Raw genomic sequence first — 17,953 nt, 5'->3', positions numbered from 1 at the left:
ATCTACTTCCAGGCGGCCAGCAGGGCCTGCAGATGCGTCTCGGCCTGCTTCGCCTCCGCACCGATCTGGCCCGTCACCGTGCGGAACTCCAAGCGCGCCCTCAGCCCCTTTTCCAACGCGAGGGTGCCGATGCAATAATGCTGGCCCGAAACAGGCCAGGAATCGGTGTCGCACGAGATCAGGAAAGGGTCTCCGCCCTTGTTCTCGCGCTCGACCCAGACGCCACCGGGATAAACGTCGAAGATACCGTCGGCCTGCACGGGAGGTGGCGTTCCGGCCTTGGTCAGCCGGTCCTTCCAAGCCTGGAAATTCGCATATTCGGGCGCATCCTGCCGGAACATGCTTTCGCCGTCGAAAGTCTTCGGATCATAGATCGCCACCAAGGCGAGACGGCGTGGCGTACCCTTGGGACGCTCCTCGCCGTTGCAGAGGAAGCGCAAGGTGTCGTCCAGCCCTTCGCTGCAGAAATCGGCACGCCAGTTGGCCGACACGCCCCAGTCCTTGTCCATGGCATCGAAGTTGAGGGCAATGGCCTTGGCGGTCACGGCGGGATTGAGGCAGCCCTTGTCGACACCGGCCTTCGTGGCGAAATTGATCTCGTCATCGACGCCATCACCGGTCACCAGCGTGAGGGCCGGCGGACCGGGCACATGGAGAGTATCCTGGCCCAGCGTCACCGAAATCCCCTTGCGGAGGCAGCTTTCGGCTGCGCGGGGCGTGGGGACCGAAGCTGCAGGCGGCGTCGCCGGTGCGGCGGCAGCCATGTCTGCCTCGACCACCTGGGCGCGCGTCACCGGGCGATGCAGCATGAAGCTGCCGAACGCCAGCGCCAATCCGATTGCCCCCACGGCCGCCAAGCCTACATGCTGTCTCGATTCCATCGTCCTGCCTGGGCGGACCTTCCTGCCATCTCACGGGGTGGGCGGGAAAGAACCGCGTTATCTCGAAGTTCCAAAGAGCCTGCAGCCTCATATCACTGAAACCGCAGACTGATAGAACCGCCGAATGCGGCGAAACGGTGGGAAAAGCGATCTTTCGGTGATTCTTGCACGCTGCTGTTGCAATCCCGCTACGCCTCCACACATTGTCGACGGTCACCGGAACTCATCAAGCATGACGCTCAAGCGCCTGTTGCTCATCCCTATCCAGATCGTCGTCGGCTTCATCGTCGTCATCGACGAACTCGCGAGGCCGATCTATCGCCCGCTTATCCGCCGCTTTGCCGAATTGCACGTCGTGGAAGCGGCGGAAGCGGCGGTGGCCCGCCTGCCGCGCTTCGTCATACTGGTTCTGCTGCTGGTGCCGCTCGCCATCGCCGAGCCTCTGAAGATCTATGGCCTGCTGCAGATCGGCCAGGGGCATCTGGTCCGAGGCGTCCTGATCCTCGCTCTCGCCTATCTCGCCAGCTTCCTCCTGATCGAGCGCATCTACGACGCCAGCAAATCCAAGCTGATGACGATCAGCTGGTTCGCCTGGGTGATCAACTTCATCGCCTGGATCCGTGCCGCCATCCTCGACTGGCTCAAGGCCACGCCCGTCTGGGGTGCGATAGCGGCCACCAAGGCGCTGGTCGCACGGGCCGTGGCCGCGGTCCGCACCGCCCGCTGAGGACGGTATTCAGCCCAGGCCCGAGATGCCGCGCAAAATCCCCACCCCTCCGAGCACGACCACAACGAGCCAAGGCGGCGCGCGCCCGAACACCAGCGCGGCAAAGCCGGCCAATGCCAGGATCATATCGGTGACCCCGGTGATAGTGGACGTCAAGAGAGGCTGGTAGAAGGCGGCGGCGAGCAGGCCGATCACAGCCGCGTTGACGCCCCGCATCGCGGCCTGCACGGACCCGATGCCACGCAAGGCATTCCAGAAGGGCAGCATGCCGTAGATCAGCAGCAATCCCGGCAGGAACACCGCCACCACGGCGATCATCCCTCCCAATACACCGTTGGGCGCCGGTGCCGCGACAGCGCCGAGAAAAGCCGCGAAGGAAAAGACCGGACCAGGCATGGCCTGCGTGGCGCCGTAGCCGGCCACGAAATCGTCGACGCTCACCCATCCGGGCGCCACCATCACATCATGCAGCAGCGGCAGCACGACGTGGCCGCCACCGAATACCAGCGAGCCTGATCGGAAAAAACCGACGAAGAGGTCGAGGACGTGCCATCCCGTGATTTCAGCCAACACGGGCAGCCCAAGGAACAGGACCGCGAAGACGGCGAGCGCGCAGGCGCCCTGCCGTCGGGAAACCACGGTGGGTACGTGGGAGATGTCGGGACCGTCGCCGCCCCGGACAAGCACAAGCCCTGCGACGGCTCCCATGACGATCACGGCGATCTGCGCCCAGTTGCCCTGGAGGGTGAGCGCCATGACCGTGGCGACAACGGTGACAGCGACGAGGCGCTTGTCCGATCCCAGGATCTTCGCCATGCCCCAGACGGCATGGGCTACTATGGCGACCGCCACCAGCTTCAGGCCCTGCAGCAGGCCGATCTGCCAGGGTTCCCGGAAGGCGGAAGCACCCTGGGCGAAGGCCAGCAGCAGGATCACGGTCGGCATGGTGAAGCCGACCCACGCCGCAAGGCCACCGGCCAGCCCCCCTCCCCTGATCACGCCGAGGGCGAAACCGACCTGACTCGAGGACGGCCCAGGCAGCATCTGGCTCAGCGCGATCAGATCTGTGTAACCAGCTTCCGAGATCCAGCGTCGCCGCTTGACGAGTGCCTCGTGGAAATAGCCGAGATGGGCGACAGGACCGCCGAAGGAAAGCAGGCCCAGGCGAAAGAAAACTCCAAGAATCTCAAGGAAACGACTGGGCCGGGGAAATTGGATTGCGTCGGGCGTCTCTGTCATGGGGCACTGCAACTCACGGAACCTGCAGTCTAGCGACGAACCGTGACAGTTTGAAGCCGGTTGCAGCTTACCTAGCCGTTCGCCTTCGAAGAGAGTTCGGCAGCGAGGCCTTTCCGATCGGGATCAGAAATAGCGCAGTTTTGAAACGCTCTAAAGAATAATTCCAGACGGTCCAGTTTAGAATTACTCATATCTATAATTTAGAATTACTCTTATCTTTGATTTATAATGGCTTTTTGTATCATTACCTCTTGTTCATCAAATTCGATAGCGTGTAATAGCTCGCACGAATAACACGATGGCGACGCCGTGGGGGCGCGCGAGACCAAGGCTATGCTCGTACCATTTCTCATCATGCTGCGCGAAGGCATCGAGGCAGCGCTGATCGTCGGCATCGTCGCCAGCTACCTGCGGCAAACCGGGCGCGGCAATTGGATGCCGGCGGTGTGGTGCGGCATCATCCTGGCTGTAGGCCTGTCGCTGTCCGTCTTCGCGGCGCTTTATTTTGCCGCTGCCGAATTCCCGCAGCGCACCCAGGAGCTTTTCGAGGCGATCGTCGGCATCATCGCGGTCTGCCTGCTCACCGCCATGGTTTTCTGGATGCGCAAGGCCGCGCGCACCATCAAGGCCGAGATCCAGCATTCGATCGACGAAGCCCTGGCCTCCAGCGACCATCAGGGCATGGCGCTGGTGGGGATGGTCTTCCTCGCGGTGGCGCGAGAGGGACTGGAGTCGGTCTTCTTCCTGCTGGCGACCTTCGAGCAGAATGTCGGCTACAGTGCTCCACTCGGGGCTGTTCTCGGCCTTGCCTGCGCGGTCGTCTTCGGCGTCGCGCTCTATTACGGCGGGGCCCGCCTCAACCTCCGCCTGTTCTTCCGCTGGACCAGCATCCTGATCATCTTCGTGGCAGCAGGCCTGGTCGCCACGGCCGTGCGCTCGCTGCATGAGGCGGGACTGTGGAACCAACTGCAAGGCATTGCCTTCGACGTCTCCGGCATCCTGCCCGACGATAGCGCGGTCGGCTCCATCCTCTCAGGCATCTTCGGTTACACGGCCACGCCCACCAATGGCGAGTTCATCGCCTACCTGCTCTATCTCGTGCCGGCGCTCTTCCTTTTCCTGCTGGCCCCCTCCCAGTCGTCATCCCCAACCAAGGCAGCCCAATCGTGACAGCCCCGCGTATCAATTATCTGGCTGTCGGCGCCGGCATGGCGGCGCTCATCGTGGCCGTCGGCGTGGGCACCTACTTCTTCGCGGCCCGGCGTGAAGCGGCAGAGGGTCCCAAGCCCGGCGATGCCGTTGCCGTGGCGGTCACTGCCACCGCCTGCGACCCCAATGAGCTGACGGTGCCCGAGGGACGTACCACCTTCGCCATCACAAACAAGAGCAGCCGCGCCATGGAATGGGAAATTCTCCAGGGCGTGATGGTGGTGGAAGAACGCGAGAACATCGCTCCCGGCTTCACCCAGAAGCTGACGGCCAGGCTTGAGCCCGGCGAATATGAGATCGCCTGCGGCCTGCTGACCAATCCGCGCGGCAAGCTGCGTGTAACTGCGCTCGCCAATGCGCCGAAGCAGGTCAAGCCGAGCCTGGTCGACCTGATCGGGCCGCTGGCCGAATACAAGGTTTATGTGAGCCTGGAGGTCGACGATCTCGTCGATGCCACGAAGGAGTTCGCCGACGCCGTCAAGTCGGGCGACCTTGCCAGGGCCCAGGCACTCTATGCGCCGACACGCCAGCATTATGAGCGGATCGAGCCGGTCGCGGAATTGTTCTCCGATCTGGACAAGGCCATCGATGCCCGCGCCGACGTCTACGAGAAGCGTGAGGCCGATCCGGGCTTCACCGGATTCCATCGGATCGAGCACGGCTTGTTCGGGGCCAAGAGCACGGACGGCCTTGCTCCCTTCGCCGACAAGCTCCTGAAGGACGTTGCCGAACTGCAGGGCCGGATCTCCACCCTTGCCGTTCCTCCCGAGAAGATGGTCGGCGGTGCCGCCGTTCTCATGGAGGAGGTCGCCTCATCCAAGATATCGGGCGAGGAGGAACGGTACAGCCACACGGATCTCTCCGACTTCCAGGCCAATGTCGACGGCGCCAAGAAGATCACCGACCTGCTCGTACCGCTGACGACCAAAGCCAATGCCTCTCTGCAGAAGAGCATCGAGGAGAACTTTGCGGCGGTGAACGCCATTCTCGCCAAGTACAAGGCACCGGATGGCGGCTTCAAGACCTATGACGCGCTGACGCAGGAAGACCGCGCGGCGCTGCAGAAGCCGGTGACGACCCTGGCCGAAAGCCTGTCGACACTGCGCGGCACCCTGGGGCTGGACTGACAGGGCCTATGACCATGACAAACAAACATGCACTTCCCGAGACCAAGATGAGCGAACCGACATCGCGGAGCCGGCGCTCCATGCTGTTCGGTCTCGGCGCAGCCAGTGGCGGCGCCCTGCTCGCCGCGTTGCCAGGTACGGCGCAGGGCCAGGCCCCGACCGAGGAGCCGGGCGCCGTCACCAGCCTGCAGGACCGTCAGCCCTATCTCGGGGCCCATCAGGCGGGCGTCGCGACGCCACGGCAGGCCATGGGGCTGGTGGTCGCCTTCGACGTACTCGCCACGACGCGGGCCGATCTCGAGCGTCTGTTCCACCTTCTGACCGACCGTATCGCCTTCCTGACCCAGGGCGGCACGCCACCGATGATCGATCCCAAATTCCCGCCGCCCGATTCGGGCCTTATGGGACCGGTAGTGGCTCCCGACAATCTCAGCATCACCGTTGGGGTCGGTGCCTCCCTGTTCGATGAGCGTTTCGGCCTCGCCGCGAAGAAACCCCTCCAACTCTCCAGGATGCCCCAGTTCCCCAACGACGCCCTGAGTGAGGAAATCTGCCACGGCGATCTCATGGTGCAGATCTGCTCCAACACATTGGACAGCAACCTTCACGCACTGCGCGACATCGTCAAGAACACACCTGACCTCCTGATGGTGCGGTGGAAGCAGGAGGGTTTCGTGCCCCCGCCGCGGGCACTGGGCGAGAAGCAATCGTCTCCCCGCAATCTTCTCGGCTTCAAGGACGGCACCGCCAATCCCGACCATAGCGACGAAGCCGAGATGAAGCGCCTCGTCTGGGTGCAGGCGGACTCGGCAGAACCCGCCTGGGCCGTCGGTGGCACCTACGCCGTGGTGCGCATCATACGCAATTTCGTCGAGCGCTGGGACCGGACGCCGTTGCAGGAGCAGGAAGCGATCATGGGCCGGCACAAGCCGAACGGAGCCCCGCTCGGCGGTAAGAACGAACTCGACCTGCCCGTGTACGGCGATGATCCGGAAGGCAAGCGCACGCCGCTCGACTCCCACATCCGCCTCGCCAACCCCCGCACGCAGGAGGCCCGGAAGAACCTTATCCTGCGCCGCCCCTTCAACTATTCGAACGGCGTGACCAAGTCCGGCCAGCTCGACATGGGCTTGCTCTTCATCTGCTTCCAATCCGATCTCGCGGCTGGCTTCGCCCATGTACAGGGCCGCCTCAACGGTGAGCCGCTGGAGGAATACATCAAGCCCGTCGGCGGTGGGTACTTCTTCATCCTGCCGGGCATGCCCGACAAATCCGCCTTCCTCGGGCAATCGCTTCTCGAAGCGACCGCCTGAAGAAACCCGAAGTCCTTCAACCTTGAACTGAAGAGAGACACAGCATGAAGAATCTCAGATGGCGCATCCTGCTCGGTGCGGCTGCCTTCGGCATCGCCACCGCAGCGGTTGCGGATACCGCACCCGTCTCGCCGCTCGACCTCGTCCAGCCGGTGGCCGACTACAAGGTCTATGTGAGCAAGGGCGTGAAAAGCCTCGTCGAGGATACGGCCAAGTTCACCGCGGCGGTCAAGGCGGGCGACCTCAAGAAGGCCCAGGCGCTCTATGCTCCTACCCGCTTCCATTATGAGATGATCGAACCCATCGCCGAACTCTTCTCCGACCTCGACGGCAGCATCGACTCGCGCGCCGACGACCATGAGAAGAAGGAGGAGGATCCGGGCTTCACGGGCTTCCATCGCATCGAGTATGGCCTCTTCGAGAAGAAGAGCACCGAGGGGCTGGCTCCGTTTGCCGACAAGCTGAATGCCGATGTGCAGGACCTTCAGAAGCGCATCGCCGGCCTCACCGTACCGCCCGATAAGATGGTCGGCGGCGCTGCCGCACTGATCGAGGAAGTCGGCGCCACCAAGATCACCGGTGAAGAAGACCGCTACAGCCACACTGATCTCTGGGACTTCAAGGCCAATGTCGATGGCGCCAGGAAGATCGTCGAGCTCCTGCATCCCCTCACCATCAAGGCGGACAAGGATCTGAGCGACAAGGTCAATGCCAATTTCGAGACGGTCGAGAAGATCCTCGCCAAGTACAAGACGGCGCATGGCTACGAGACCTACGACAAGCTGACCGATGCGGATCGCAAGGCGCTGCAGGGCCCGATCACCACGCTCGCCGAGGATCTCTCCAAGCTGCGCGGCACGCTCGGCCTGAACTGAGTGTTTGCGGGCATCCCAGCCGGCCAGCCGGCTTCGACGATGTCTGCGACGCTGCGAGCGCCCCGGCGTGATCCCGGTCTTCGCTATCTGGGGCGGGCCACAAGCCCGCTCTTTTCGCAGGGGCTAGCCACCTGTCAGTTGTCGAGCAGTTCGATCGAACGGCTCAGCGCCACCTTCCTGCCGCTGATATTGTCCTTCAGAAGCACGTCGATGCGGTACGGGCCCGGCTTGTCGGCCGGCTCGAAGTGAATGCTGAGAGTGGAACGGCTGTCGAGCATGGCGAAGCGCCCCGGCACCTTGTCCTTCAGCGCCGCCACATCGGTCTGGCTCGAGCTCGGATTCACCGTGCCGTCGGGTCCCGTCACCTTGATGTCGTAGCTCACGTCGGCAGACAGATCGTCGGCAAGCTGCATCCCGGAAAACAGCACCGTCACGCCGATCGTGTCGCCCCGGCGAGCGGTCCGCGGTCCGCTGGCACCATCGAGACCCGCGGCGCGCATCGCCTCGGGGTCCGGCTTTTCCGGTAGCTTCAGGGTTGCGATGACTCCGGCAAAGTCGCCGTCATGATCAGGCGCCGGCTTGTAGGCTGCCTGGCGGGAGGCCAACAGGGTGTTGAGAACCTGCTTGTACGCGCCGCTCGCCTCCAGCGAGCGCTGCCGGATATACCGCTCCAGCACCTCGTGCTGGCGCATGTTGAGAGTGAGTCCCGCCAGGGACGTGGAGCGGATGGCCGCATCGAGTTCGCGGCTGCCGGTGAGAGGCCTCCCGGAATCGAGCGCGTCGACCATGGCGGCGACGAAGCCGGGATTGCCGGTGGCGAAGAATGCGCCCCATTTCAGATCCATCTCGATCGGAGAGCGCGGCGTCAGCGTATAAAGGTTTCCGGGCTTGTCGTTGGCGAAATTCGGCAGCTCGTGGAAGAGCGGATAGATGAGATCGCCGTTGCCGGATTGCCAGAGCGCGAAAACCAGAACGGATTTCATGTCGGGCGGATAGTTGGTCCCCTGCCCGATCCAGCCTTCCAGCCGCGAGCGGTTCTGCAGGAAGACCATGGACAGGAAGCCTGCAAGCGATGCGCGCGAAAGGCGGGTCCTGTTCACGCCTCCCGGTTCGCGTAGCGCGGCGAAGACCGGGAAAAGGGAAGTCGGATCCTTGCGCACATAGTAGAAGACGACCGTCTCGGCCAACCTGATATCGGCTGGAGTTGGCCTTGCCGACGAAGAAGCCGGCGCCGCACTCGCGACGGGAGCCGGTTTGGACGGAGCGGCGTCCTGCGCGAGAGCCGGCGTGATGCCGATGCTGCCGAGCCAGATCGCCAAGAGCAGTGGGCGCATAAGGACCTGTCGAAACGATTCAATAAAGCGGGCCGTCCGCGCATTAGTTACGGCACAACGCGGCAAAATTGCGCTCGACTTATTCGGTGGCGCCCCGAAGGGCCGGATAAAGCCTACGCCAGCCCGTCAGCGCCTCGGCATAGGCCGCCGAGAGCACTCCATCGGGCTCGATCGTCTCGACGCGTTTGGGCGGTGTGCATATGAGGGCAGGATCTTCCCCTGTCACCGCAAGGCGTGCCAGCCGCGCGGCACCGAATGCGCCGCCGGTCTCGCCGTCGGCGAGGCGGTGAATCGGAAAGCCCAGGACGTTGGCAAGGACTTCCAGCCAGAAGCGCGAGCGCGAGCCGCCGCCGATCACATCGGCGCTTTCGATGCTTGTGCCGGCCGCGGCCAGCGAATCGCGGCAATCGGCAAAGGCGAAGGCGACACCCTCCAGCACGGCCTGAACCATCGCATCCCGGCCGTTCTCATGGGCCAGACCGGCGAAGGCGCCGCGAATGCGGGAATCGTCGTGAGGCGTGCGTTCTCCCGAAAGATAGGGCAGGAATTGCACGGGCGACGGTGCCGTGGGCCTATCGCCGAGCGGAGCCAGAAGCAACGCCTCCTTGGTCTGCAGGACGTTGGCGATCCAGGCGAGGCTCGAGGCGGCCGAGAGGATCACGCCCATCTGGTGCCATGTTTCCGGCACCGCGTGGCAGAAGGCGTGGACGGCACGGTCGGGATTAGGCAGGAAGCGATCGGTCGTCGCCCAGAGCACGCCCGACGTTCCCAGGGAAACGAAGGCAGAGCCGGGCCTGATGGCACCCAGACCGACGGCACCCGCGGCATTGTCCCCCGCTCCGCCTGCGAAGACCGGCGCCTTTTTCATGCCCCAGCGTGCAACCAGGTCGGCTTTCAACTGCCCCGCTGGCGCAGAGCCCTCCACCAGGCGCGGCATGTTCCGGCGCGACAGACCGGTGGCCTCGAGCCCAGCGTCCGACCAGTCGCGCTTGCCGACATCGAGCCACAGCGAGCCAGCGGCATCCGACATTTCCTCGATCGCTTCCCCCGTCAGCACCAGGCGGACATAGGCCTTGGGCAGCACGACGAGACTCGTCCTCGCAAAGACATCGGGTTCGTGACGGGCCACCCAGAGCAGCTTGGGTGCCGTGAAGCCCGGCATGGCCTTGTTGCCGGTAACGGCCCGCAACTGCGGCCATCGAGCCTCCAGCTCGGCACATTCCGCGCTTGAGCGCCCATCGTTCCAGAGAATGGCGGGACGCAGCGGTTTGTGATCGGCTCCGAGCAGCACGGCCCCATGCATCTGGCCAGAGAGCCCGATTCCCTCGACCGCAGCCACCTGTGCCGGATGAGTTGCCTTGAGCGCGTCGACAGCGGCAATCACCGCTTCCACCCAGGCATCCGGCGCCTGCTCGGAAAACCCGGGCTGGGGACGCTGCACCGTCAATGCAACGTCATGGCTCGCCAGCACGCGCTGCTCCCCATCGGCCAGAAGCGCCTTGACCGACGAGGTACCGATATCGAGGCCTAGAAACACGCGCATTCCTCCCGAGATTCTCTGGTGGCGATCATGCGCAGGATGAAAAGCCGGAGCAAGCCCCGCCACGTGCGGACCATCACGGCGCCAAGGTCGATTCGCAGCTACTCACGACATGTTTCTGCATGGCGTCGCGTCCGTATCACGGATGCGTCACTCTCCCCGCCCTATTCAAGGGGCTCGTGGACCCCGACTTCCCATCAGGGGCTGCATGACGGTGACGCCATTCACCGCCATGGTCCGGAGCACCAGAACGCTCTGCAGCCCCTGATGCTTTTTTCGGCGGAAACGCAGCGCGCCACCCACGCGCCGGCTGTTACAAATATCTACATTCCGGACATATCGGGCTTACGTCCCACGCCTACCTGGAAGCGTCACAGCTTTCGACGGTTTCCGATGTTTTCGCCGACCATCGCCGACATCATCTCCGCTCTCGTCCTGCTGGCGCTCATCCTGTTGATGCCCAGCGTCGCCGGCGCGTGGCCGCCGTCCCAGATTTCCTCATCTTCAGCCGCCCATCTTCGGGCACAAAGCTTCCCTATGGATAAACCAATCCAGCCGCCGGGTGTGCATTCGTCGGCGACAGGTGTCCGTAGCGTCGGGAGCAATCCATGAAGGAGGACATCATCATGCCGGCAATCACCCGGCTCGATGCCGCCGCTGCGGTTCGCCGCCCCAATGCTCCCATCCCGCCGGCTCGCAGGCTTGGCATGCTGCCGGCCATCCGCCGACTCAGAACGAACCCGATCACCGTGTTCGCCCGCGAGGCCTACGAAGCTCCCTTCCTGGAAATCGGGATGCGAAAGCGCGTGGTGCTGGTCAGCGAGCCGGATGCGATCACGCATATCCTGCTCGACAACGCGGAAAACTACCGCAAGAGCCGGCAACAGCAGAGCCGCCTGCAGCCGGCGCTGGGCGACGGGCTCGTCACATCGGAAGGCGAGACCTGGCGCAACGCCCGCGCCGTGACCGCGCCGCTCTTCAATCCGAAGGCCATCGGGCTTCTGTTCGATGACATGGGAGTCGCAAGCCAGGATATGCTGGAGCGCTGGGACCTGCGTTCCTCCACTGTCCGGCCGCTCGATCTGACGGCCGAATTCCAGCGCCTCACCTATGAGATCGTGTCGCGGACCATCTTCTCGGGCGCCCTGGATGAAGACAGGGTCGACGTGCATACGCATCTGGCCATCTATTTCGACACTGTCGGTCGGGTGGATCTTGCCAGCCTCTTCGACCTGCCTTCCTGGTGGCCCAGCATTGCGGGCTGGCGTGCCAGACCCTCGCTCACGCTGTTTCGCTCCGTGGTCGATCGGGTGGTGGCCCAGAGGCTCGCCGCGGGTTCTCACCAGCCGCCGGATCTGCTCGACAGGCTGATCCTGTCCCATTCACCCGACAGCGGCAAGCCCCTCTCCGCCAGCGCCGTGGCGGACAACGTCCTCACCTTCCTGGTCGCCGGTCATGAAACCACGGCCAACGCCCTCGCCTGGGCGATCTATCTGCTGGCGCTGTTTCCGGACGCCGAGCGGCGCGTTCTGCGCGAACTGAAGGACGTCTGCGGAACAGGCGCCGTCCAGCGCGAACAGCTTGGCAAGCTGACCTACACACGCGCGGTGGTGAACGAGGTGCTGCGTCTGTATCCACCCGCTCCCTTCATGGGACGGCAGGCTATCGCGGACGACGACTATGGCCGCTATCCCGTGACGGGCGGAACCCAGATCGTCATCTCACCGTGGATCGTTCACCGCCATCGCCTCCTCTGGGACGCTCCGGACGAGTTCCGGCCGGAGCGCTTCCTCGAGGACGAAGCACTGGCGCGCGGCGCCTACATACCCTTCGGCCTCGGGCCGCGCATCTGCATCGGCCAGGGCTTTGCTCTCCAGGAGATCCTCACCGTGCTGGCAACGGTGCTGCCGCGTTTCAGCTTCGAACTCGTTGATCCGGCTCAGGTCTTCCCTCACTCCCGCATCACGCTGTCGCCGGAGGGCGGCCTGCCGGCGATCGTGCGGCCGCGTCCGATGTGAAGGGCCGGCAGGAGGAAGCCGGCCCTTCTGCGGAAAGCCTCATCGAGATCAGATGAGGCCGTACTGCTTGGCCTTGTTGCGCAGGAAAGGCAGGCCCTCGGCGAGGATCTCCTCGCGGCTGTTGGCGACGGGGCGCCATACCGACAATGCGGATGCAAGCTGCGGAGGCATATGGATGAAGCTTTCCATCGCCATGCCGCCCTTGAAGCCGATGCCGGCGAGACCCGCGAAGACCTCGTCCCATGCGATGGTGCCGGTGCCGGGGACACCGCGGTCGCTTTCCGACAGATGGATGTACTTCAGGTGCTCGCCGGCCTTCAGGATGCCGTTGGCCTGGCCCTTCTCCTCGATGTTCATGTGGTAGGTATCGAGGTGAAGGAAGACGTTGGGCGCGCCGATGCGCTCGATGATGCCGACCACCTGCTCGGTGGTGTTCATCATGTGGTTCTCATAACGGTTCACCGCTTCCAGACCGATCTCGAGGCCAAGCGTGCGGGCGTGGGCTGCGATCTTGGTCATGACCTTGGTCACGGCGTCATACTCGGTCTGGGTGGGCGGGTTGCCGGTACGTTCGCCGATCGAGCCATAGATCACGCCCGACAAGGCCTTGGCGCCGATTTCCGCGGTCTTGTCGAGGGCAAGGGTGAGGAATTCCAACGCCTTGTCCGGATTGTTGGTGGGGCGGGAATCGTTTGGCAGGCCCAGCGAGCAGACGGCACCGATTTCGTGCTTCTCGAGCAGCGCCCTGGTGTGGGCCGTATCGGCCTTGGCCGGTTCGAGCAGCGCGATCTCGACGAAGGCGAGCTTGTACCTGGCCGCTTCCGCGATCGACAGTTCCGCCGCCTCCCGCGTCCAGCTATGCGACCAGAGACTGGTATGAATACCGAAGCCCTTCATGATTCCATCCTTACACTGTGGGTTTCTTGGTGAAGAGAGACTGTAGAAATTCGCGCGCCCAGACCCAGCGCAGGATCATGACCACGAGAAGGAAGGCGCCCCACATCGCCGTGGCCAGATGCTGGTTGGCACCCAGCAGGTTGAGGCCAGAGGCGATGATCTGGAGGATCACCAGGGCGATGACCACGGGAATCACGCGCCCGAAGCCACCGAAAGGATCGACGCGCCCCAGGAAACAAGCAAGGACCGTGATCAGCAGATAGGCCTCGCCATGGCCGACGCGCACGGAATTGAAACGCGCCAGCATGACGACGCCGGCAATGCCGCACATCAGGCCCGAGAGCGTATAGATCAGCGTTACCGATCGCTTGGTATCGACGCCGGAATAGCGCGTGGCTTCGATATTGGAGCCAATCATGCGGGTGGCGAAGCCGAGGCGCGAGCGCGTCATCACCACATGCCACAGCAACGCGGCCGCGACGAGGATCCACATCGGGGCCGGCACCCCGAACCAGGTCCCGTGGCCGATCTCTCCGACGAAGGCGGGAAAGCCGGAAATGTCGCCGCCATGCGTCAGGAATTCCCCCAGCCCGCGCAGGAAGATCATCATCGAAAGCGAGACGAGGATGGGATGGGCGCCCGTATAGGCGATGATGATGCCCATCAGCCAGCCGGCGGCGGAACCGGCGGCCAGCGCGGCGGCGACACCGAGGACGAAGGCGCCCACGCCCGCATCGACGCCCCCCTGCGTCTGCAGCACCCAGGCCATGGCGAGCCCGGCGATGTTGGCGGTGAAGGTGGCCGCCAGGTTGAAGCCGCCCGAAATGATCGGCATCAGCATGGCAAGGGTCAGCAGGCCGAGTTCGGGGAGTTGGAAGGCGATGGAGACGAAGGTCGTGCCCGTCAGGAAACGATCCGTCGTCAGGCCGAGTACGACAACGACTACGACGAGGAAACCGAGGAGGCCCACCACGTCGCTGGCGAGCAGGGATTTCAGTCCGGCCTTGTCGCGATCGGAAGAGGCAGGAAGGGAGCTCATGCGGCCGCTCTCCTCGTCTTGGGGCTGCGCCAGGAACCGATCAGCCGGGCCACGCCGTCGCTCGACAGTGTAATGGCGATCAGGATGATTGCGCCGATGATCATCTTGAAGGCGTAGGGCGTGATGCCGAGCAGGTTGAGCCCGTTCTCGGTGATCGCGACCAGGAAGATGCCGAGGATGGCTCCGAGCAGCGTGCCCCGGCCTCCACCGAGGCGGGCGCCGCCGAGCACCACGGCCGCCAGGACATCGAGTTCGCGGCCGTAGAGGGCATTGGGTACCACCTCCTGGGCGTAATGCGCCTGCATGAGCCCTGCGATACCAGCCATCAGGCCGAGCCAGCCGAAGGCCAGGTAGTGCATGGCTCCGGTGTTGATACCGACGCGCCGCGCCGCCTCGGGGTTGTCCCCCATGGCATAGAGCTGGCGCCCGCTGGTGGTGCGGCGCAGCAGCAGCCATGTGACGAACACGCAGGCGGCCATCACGGCGACAGGCAGCGTCAGTTCCGCCGAGCCGTCGGCCGTATCGAGATGCAGCAGCACGATGCGGTTCGAGAGCCAGTCCGGCAGGTCGTAGAGCGACACGCCGCCGGTGAGGAACATCAGCGTCCCGAAGAAGAGATTGAAGGTCGCGATGGTCACCACGATCGAGACAATGCGGAAGTGATAGATCAGTGCCGCGTTGAAGGCACCGAGCAGAAAGCCGAAGAAGCCGGCGGCGATGAAGCCGAGCACCCAGTTGCCACCGCCGAAATACATCACCGTCAGCGTCGTGAGGTATTGCACCACCGAGGCGCCGACGGCGAACGAGATGTCGATGCCGCCCGCGATCAGCACCACCAGGAGGCCGGCGGCGAAGATGATGTTCACCGCGCTGGTGTTCAGCAGGTCGAAGATGTTCGAGAGGGTGAGAAACGTGTCGGTGGTCAGGCTGAGCCCCCCCGCCATGACGAGAATCACCAGGATTAGCCAGCCTTCCGTGCCGCCGATCCGCCAGCGGCGCCTCTCGCGGGTCGCTCCGTTCTCAGGCATGGACGTCCTCCTCGATCTTGTCGATCGGTACGACGCCCGGGACATATTCGGCGATCATGCGGCCATCGCGCATGTGCAGGATCCGGTCGGCGTTGAAATAGACCTCCGTGATCTCGTCCGAGATCAGGAGGATGGCCATGCCCTCGCGGGCGAGCCTGTGGATGATGGCGAATATCCCCGCCCGCGCGCCGACATCGACGCCGACGGTCGGGGAATCGAGGATCAGCAGCTTCGGGTTGGTGGCGAGCCATTTGGCGAGCACGACGCGTTGCTGGTTGCCGCCTGACAGAGTCGAGACCGCATTGTCCGGCGAACTGACCTTGATGGCGAGCGCGCGCACCCATTCATCGATCAGACTGCGCCGCTTCGCCGACGAGATGAGGCGGAGAAGATCGAGCAGGCGGTCGAGCACCGTGATCGCGGTATTGTCGCTGATCGACTGCGGCTGGATGAGGCCGAGTTGAAGGCGATCTTCCGACACATAGGCGATGCCTGCATCGATGGCGGCGCGGTTGGAGTGCAGGGAAAGCGCCTTGCCCTCCAGCCGGATCGCGCCCCTCGATGGCCGGGTGAGCCCAAACAGCGACAAGGCGAGTTCGGTTCGCCCGGCCCCCAGCCGGCCCGTCAGGCCGAGGATCTCACCCCGCCGGATGGCCAGGGTGATATCGTCGTAATCGCCGGGCCTGGAGAGTTTTTCGACTTCCAGCACCACCGGCAACGCAGAATGATCGTGCGCCTGTACCGCTTGGTCGAAGGTCTTGCCGGTCATCAACTCGGTAAGGCGAGTCTGCGTCATGCCCGCCGTGGGATAGGTGCCGACATATTGGCCGTCGCGCAGAACGGTGACGCGACTGCAGACATCGAGCACCTCGGCAAGACGATGGCTGACGAACACAACCGCGATGCCGTCGGCCGCGAGACGCCGCACGATAACGAGGAGCGCGTCCGTCTCCGCCTGGCTCAGGGACGCGGTCGGCTCGTCCATGAAGACGAGGCGCGCCTCCGCCACGAGGGCGCGGGCAATCGCCACGATCTGGCGCTGGGCGATGGAGAGCGTGCGCACCGGCGCGTCGAGATCAAGCCTGACGCCGAGCCGGTCGAGGATGCGTCGGGCGTCGGCCCGCATCGAGGCGTAGTTGACGAGGCGGGGTCTGCCGCCGAGATTGCGCTCGAAGGCGATGTTCTCCGCCACGGGCATTTCGGGAAACAGTGCCAGGTCCTGCCAGATCACCTGGATACCGAGCGCACGAGCCCTGGCGGGAGACAGACCGTCCATGGGATGGCCGTCGAACAGCATCTCCCCGCCTGGCTCGGGCTGGTAGACCCCGCTGATGAGCTTGATGAGCGTGCTCTTGCCGCAGCCGTTTTCGCCGGCAAGGCAGAGCACCTCCCCCGGCATGACGTTGAAGGACACCGACTGGAGAGCCTTCACGCCGCCGAACTGCTTGGAGATATTGGTCAGGGAGATCAGCGCCCGCTCGGCGGCAGGCGCCTCAGCCACGTTGGTCATCGCAACCTCTCAGGCCGTGCGATTGGAATGGCGGTCGGCGACCGCCATCCTGGAAACGATGCATCATCGAGGAGAAGGTGGCGGCCGGAAGCCGCCCTGCCCTCACAGCCCCATCTTAGCCAGGTCGTCCACGGTCTTGTCGTTGAGCTCGACGAGTTGGTCGACGATCAGATTGTGCCCGTCGGGATGCACTTCGCCGAGGCCCTCGATCTTGGTGCCGTCCTTGATCTCCTCGCCCTTGGCGACCATCGTGCCGAGCGTGACGAAGACCTCGCCGGCCTGCATCGGGTTCCACATGAAGCCGCCCGTGAGCACGCCGTCATGCACGAGCTTGCGGCCCTGCCCGGGCGAGAACGGGCCGAGTACCTTGATCTGACCCTTCTTGCCCCTTTCGGCCACGGCGCGAGCGGCGCCGATCGGCCCCTGGCTACCGAAGGCGAGGAACCCCTTGAGGCCGGGATGAGCGCGGATCAGGTCGAGCGCCGTGGAGCGCGAGGCGTCGACGTCCTCGGCGACGCCGTAGCGATCCCCGACCAGCTTCATGTCCGGGGCGTTCTTCTTGATGTAGGCGATGGCGGCATCTGCCCAGGCGTTGTGAAGCGGCACGGTGAGCGAACCGACGAACACGGCATATTCACCCTTGCCGCCGAGCGCAGCGACGAGGTTCTTGCCATAGGCCTCGCCGAAGCCCTGCACGGATGCGAGTTCGAAATCCCAGTCCGCCTGCTTCTGCTTGGGGGATTCGTGGGTGATGACCTTGATTCCGGCCTTGCGCGCGCGTTCGAGCACCGGTTCCAGCACTTCCGCGTCGTTGGGAACGACGCCGATGACGTCCACATTCTTGGCGATGAGGTCTTCGATGGCGCGGACCTGCAAGGCGGGATCGGCGCTGGTGGGACCCACCATGAAAGCATCGACGCCGAGTTCGGCCGACTTCTTCTTGATGCCGGCTTCCATGGCATTGAACCAGGGGATGCCGCCGATCTTCACGACGACGCCGATGACGGGTTTTTCCTTCGACGCATGGGCGGCGCCAAGAGCACCAGGCAGCAGGAGCGAGCCTGCGCCGACGGTCGAGGCGATCAGAAATCTGCGGCGGTTCATCCCGGCCGCACGAAGGGAATCAAAGCTCGAAGCCATGGCCACTTCCTCCTTGGAATTATTTGCCTGCAGAGGCAACCGCGAGTTATCGCCCCGCAGATGAAGGCGAGCTAAA

General features: G+C 64.1%; 16 protein-coding genes. 7 read left to right on the top strand and 9 right to left on the bottom strand.

The genetic code is table 11. The annotated features are described in order from the left end of the window. Positions 1-2: 2 nt before the first annotated feature. Positions 3-881 carry a hypothetical protein gene (locus tag AC6H34_RS20640; RefSeq protein WP_497540065.1) on the bottom strand — a complete coding sequence of 293 codons (879 nt, stop codon included), beginning with the start codon at positions 879-881 and terminating at the stop codon, positions 3-5. 232 nt (positions 882-1,113) lie between these two features. Here AC6H34_RS20640 and AC6H34_RS20635 point away from each other — a divergent pair, with 232 nt between their 5' ends. Next, on the top strand, positions 1,114-1,608 hold the full coding sequence (locus tag AC6H34_RS20635) for a hypothetical protein (protein ID WP_497540064.1): 495 nt from the start codon (positions 1,114-1,116) through the stop codon (positions 1,606-1,608). A gap of 9 nt (positions 1,609-1,617) precedes the next feature. Here AC6H34_RS20635 and chrA read toward each other — a convergent pair whose 3' ends face one another. Further along, entirely contained in the window at positions 1,618-2,847 is a 1,230-nt protein-coding gene (gene chrA, locus AC6H34_RS20630) for a chromate efflux transporter (RefSeq protein WP_497540063.1), read from the bottom strand. Positions 2,848-3,180: 333 nt separating this feature from the next. On the opposite strand from chrA, the gene efeU reads away from it, so the two are divergent. Genes efeU through efeO (AC6H34_RS20610) form a run of 4 tightly spaced genes read left to right on the top strand, consistent with a single transcriptional unit; the run spans position 3,181 to position 7,371 of the window. Then, complete coding sequence (gene efeU, locus AC6H34_RS20625) at positions 3,181-4,017, top strand: iron uptake transporter permease EfeU (RefSeq protein WP_497540062.1); 837 nt, start codon at positions 3,181-3,183, stop codon at positions 4,015-4,017. Continuing rightward, positions 4,014-5,183, top strand: a complete 1,170-nt coding sequence (efeO, locus tag AC6H34_RS20620) for an iron uptake system protein EfeO (RefSeq protein ID WP_497540061.1) — start codon at positions 4,014-4,016, stop codon at positions 5,181-5,183. The genes efeU and efeO (AC6H34_RS20620) overlap by 4 nt, the downstream gene beginning before the upstream one ends. 47 nt (positions 5,184-5,230) lie before the next feature. After that, positions 5,231-6,496: an iron uptake transporter deferrochelatase/peroxidase subunit gene (gene efeB, locus AC6H34_RS20615; RefSeq protein ID WP_448146830.1), complete on the top strand. Its 1,266-nt coding sequence runs from the start codon at positions 5,231-5,233 to the stop codon at positions 6,494-6,496. A 44-nt stretch (positions 6,497-6,540) separates the two neighbouring features. Beyond that, entirely contained in the window at positions 6,541-7,371 is an 831-nt protein-coding gene (gene efeO / locus AC6H34_RS20610) for an iron uptake system protein EfeO (RefSeq protein ID WP_448146829.1), read from the top strand. Between the two features lie 134 nt (positions 7,372-7,505). On the opposite strand, the gene AC6H34_RS20605 is transcribed toward efeO (AC6H34_RS20610), so the two are convergent. After that, positions 7,506-8,705: a hypothetical protein gene (locus tag AC6H34_RS20605; protein ID WP_497540060.1), complete on the bottom strand. Its 1,200-nt coding sequence runs from the start codon at positions 8,703-8,705 to the stop codon at positions 7,506-7,508. Positions 8,706-8,784: 79 nt separating this feature from the next. Then, positions 8,785-10,242: a xylulokinase gene (gene xylB / locus AC6H34_RS20600; RefSeq protein ID WP_497540059.1), complete on the bottom strand. Its 1,458-nt coding sequence runs from the start codon at positions 10,240-10,242 to the stop codon at positions 8,785-8,787. A gap of 270 nt (positions 10,243-10,512) precedes the next feature. Here xylB and AC6H34_RS20595 point away from each other — a divergent pair, with 270 nt between their 5' ends. Both AC6H34_RS20595 and AC6H34_RS20590 read left to right on the top strand, forming a co-directional pair. Then, complete coding sequence (locus AC6H34_RS20595; protein WP_497540058.1) at positions 10,513-10,857, top strand: hypothetical protein; 345 nt, start codon at positions 10,513-10,515, stop codon at positions 10,855-10,857. After that, a complete protein-coding gene (locus tag AC6H34_RS20590; RefSeq protein WP_497540057.1) occupies positions 10,854-12,263 on the top strand; it encodes a cytochrome P450 in 1,410 nt (469 codons plus the stop codon). The genes AC6H34_RS20595 and AC6H34_RS20590 overlap by 4 nt, the downstream gene beginning before the upstream one ends. Before the next feature lie 48 nt (positions 12,264-12,311). On the opposite strand, the gene AC6H34_RS20585 is transcribed toward AC6H34_RS20590, so the two are convergent. The 5 genes from AC6H34_RS20585 to AC6H34_RS20565 all read right to left on the bottom strand — a co-directional run bounded on the left by AC6H34_RS20585 (position 12,312) and on the right by AC6H34_RS20565 (position 17,841). Continuing rightward, positions 12,312-13,160 carry a sugar phosphate isomerase/epimerase family protein gene (locus tag AC6H34_RS20585; protein ID WP_497540056.1) on the bottom strand — a complete coding sequence of 283 codons (849 nt, stop codon included), beginning with the start codon at positions 13,158-13,160 and terminating at the stop codon, positions 12,312-12,314. 10 nt (positions 13,161-13,170) lie between these two features. Next, the gene (locus AC6H34_RS20580) at positions 13,171-14,199 is read right to left on the bottom strand and encodes an ABC transporter permease (protein ID WP_448146823.1); all 1,029 of its coding nucleotides are present in this window, start codon (positions 14,197-14,199) and stop codon (positions 13,171-13,173) included. Continuing rightward, on the bottom strand, positions 14,196-15,227 hold the full coding sequence (locus AC6H34_RS20575) for an ABC transporter permease (RefSeq protein ID WP_497540055.1): 1,032 nt from the start codon (positions 15,225-15,227) through the stop codon (positions 14,196-14,198). Before AC6H34_RS20575 ends, AC6H34_RS20580 begins: the two co-directional genes overlap by 4 nt. After that, on the bottom strand, positions 15,220-16,737 hold the full coding sequence (locus tag AC6H34_RS20570) for a sugar ABC transporter ATP-binding protein (RefSeq protein ID WP_497540054.1): 1,518 nt from the start codon (positions 16,735-16,737) through the stop codon (positions 15,220-15,222). Before AC6H34_RS20570 ends, AC6H34_RS20575 begins: the two co-directional genes overlap by 8 nt. A gap of 102 nt (positions 16,738-16,839) precedes the next feature. Beyond that, on the bottom strand, positions 16,840-17,841 hold the full coding sequence (locus AC6H34_RS20565) for a substrate-binding domain-containing protein (protein WP_448151254.1): 1,002 nt from the start codon (positions 17,839-17,841) through the stop codon (positions 16,840-16,842). Positions 17,842-17,953 lie beyond the last annotated feature (112 nt).

The organism is Labrys sp. ALF-8 (genome assembly GCF_059699065.1).
Note: the sequence above shows the minus strand (reverse complement) of the source record. Positions and strands in the feature narration are given on the sequence as shown.

Excerpts from the sequence above, each read along its gene's own strand:
- AC6H34_RS20640 (WP_497540065.1), bottom strand. The coding sequence starts at position 881 with ATGGAATCGAGACAGCATGTAGGCTTGGCGGCCGTGGGGGCAATCGGA.
- AC6H34_RS20635 (WP_497540064.1), top strand. The coding sequence starts at position 1,114 with ATGACGCTCAAGCGCCTGTTGCTCATCCCTATCCAGATCGTCGTCGGC.
- chrA (WP_497540063.1), bottom strand. The coding sequence starts at position 2,847 with ATGACAGAGACGCCCGACGCAATCCAATTTCCCCGGCCCAGTCGTTTC.
- efeU (WP_497540062.1), top strand. The coding sequence starts at position 3,181 with ATGCTCGTACCATTTCTCATCATGCTGCGCGAAGGCATCGAGGCAGCG.
- efeB (WP_448146830.1), top strand. The coding sequence starts at position 5,231 with ATGAGCGAACCGACATCGCGGAGCCGGCGCTCCATGCTGTTCGGTCTC.
- efeO (WP_448146829.1), top strand. The coding sequence starts at position 6,541 with ATGAAGAATCTCAGATGGCGCATCCTGCTCGGTGCGGCTGCCTTCGGC.
- AC6H34_RS20605 (WP_497540060.1), bottom strand. The coding sequence starts at position 8,705 with ATGCGCCCACTGCTCTTGGCGATCTGGCTCGGCAGCATCGGCATCACG.
- AC6H34_RS20595 (WP_497540058.1), top strand. The coding sequence starts at position 10,513 with ATGCTTTTTTCGGCGGAAACGCAGCGCGCCACCCACGCGCCGGCTGTT.
- AC6H34_RS20590 (WP_497540057.1), top strand. The coding sequence starts at position 10,854 with ATGAAGGAGGACATCATCATGCCGGCAATCACCCGGCTCGATGCCGCC.
- AC6H34_RS20585 (WP_497540056.1), bottom strand. The coding sequence starts at position 13,160 with ATGAAGGGCTTCGGTATTCATACCAGTCTCTGGTCGCATAGCTGGACG.
- AC6H34_RS20580 (WP_448146823.1), bottom strand. The coding sequence starts at position 14,199 with ATGAGCTCCCTTCCTGCCTCTTCCGATCGCGACAAGGCCGGACTGAAA.
- AC6H34_RS20575 (WP_497540055.1), bottom strand. The coding sequence starts at position 15,227 with ATGCCTGAGAACGGAGCGACCCGCGAGAGGCGCCGCTGGCGGATCGGC.
- AC6H34_RS20570 (WP_497540054.1), bottom strand. The coding sequence starts at position 16,737 with ATGACCAACGTGGCTGAGGCGCCTGCCGCCGAGCGGGCGCTGATCTCC.
- AC6H34_RS20565 (WP_448151254.1), bottom strand. The coding sequence starts at position 17,841 with ATGAACCGCCGCAGATTTCTGATCGCCTCGACCGTCGGCGCAGGCTCG.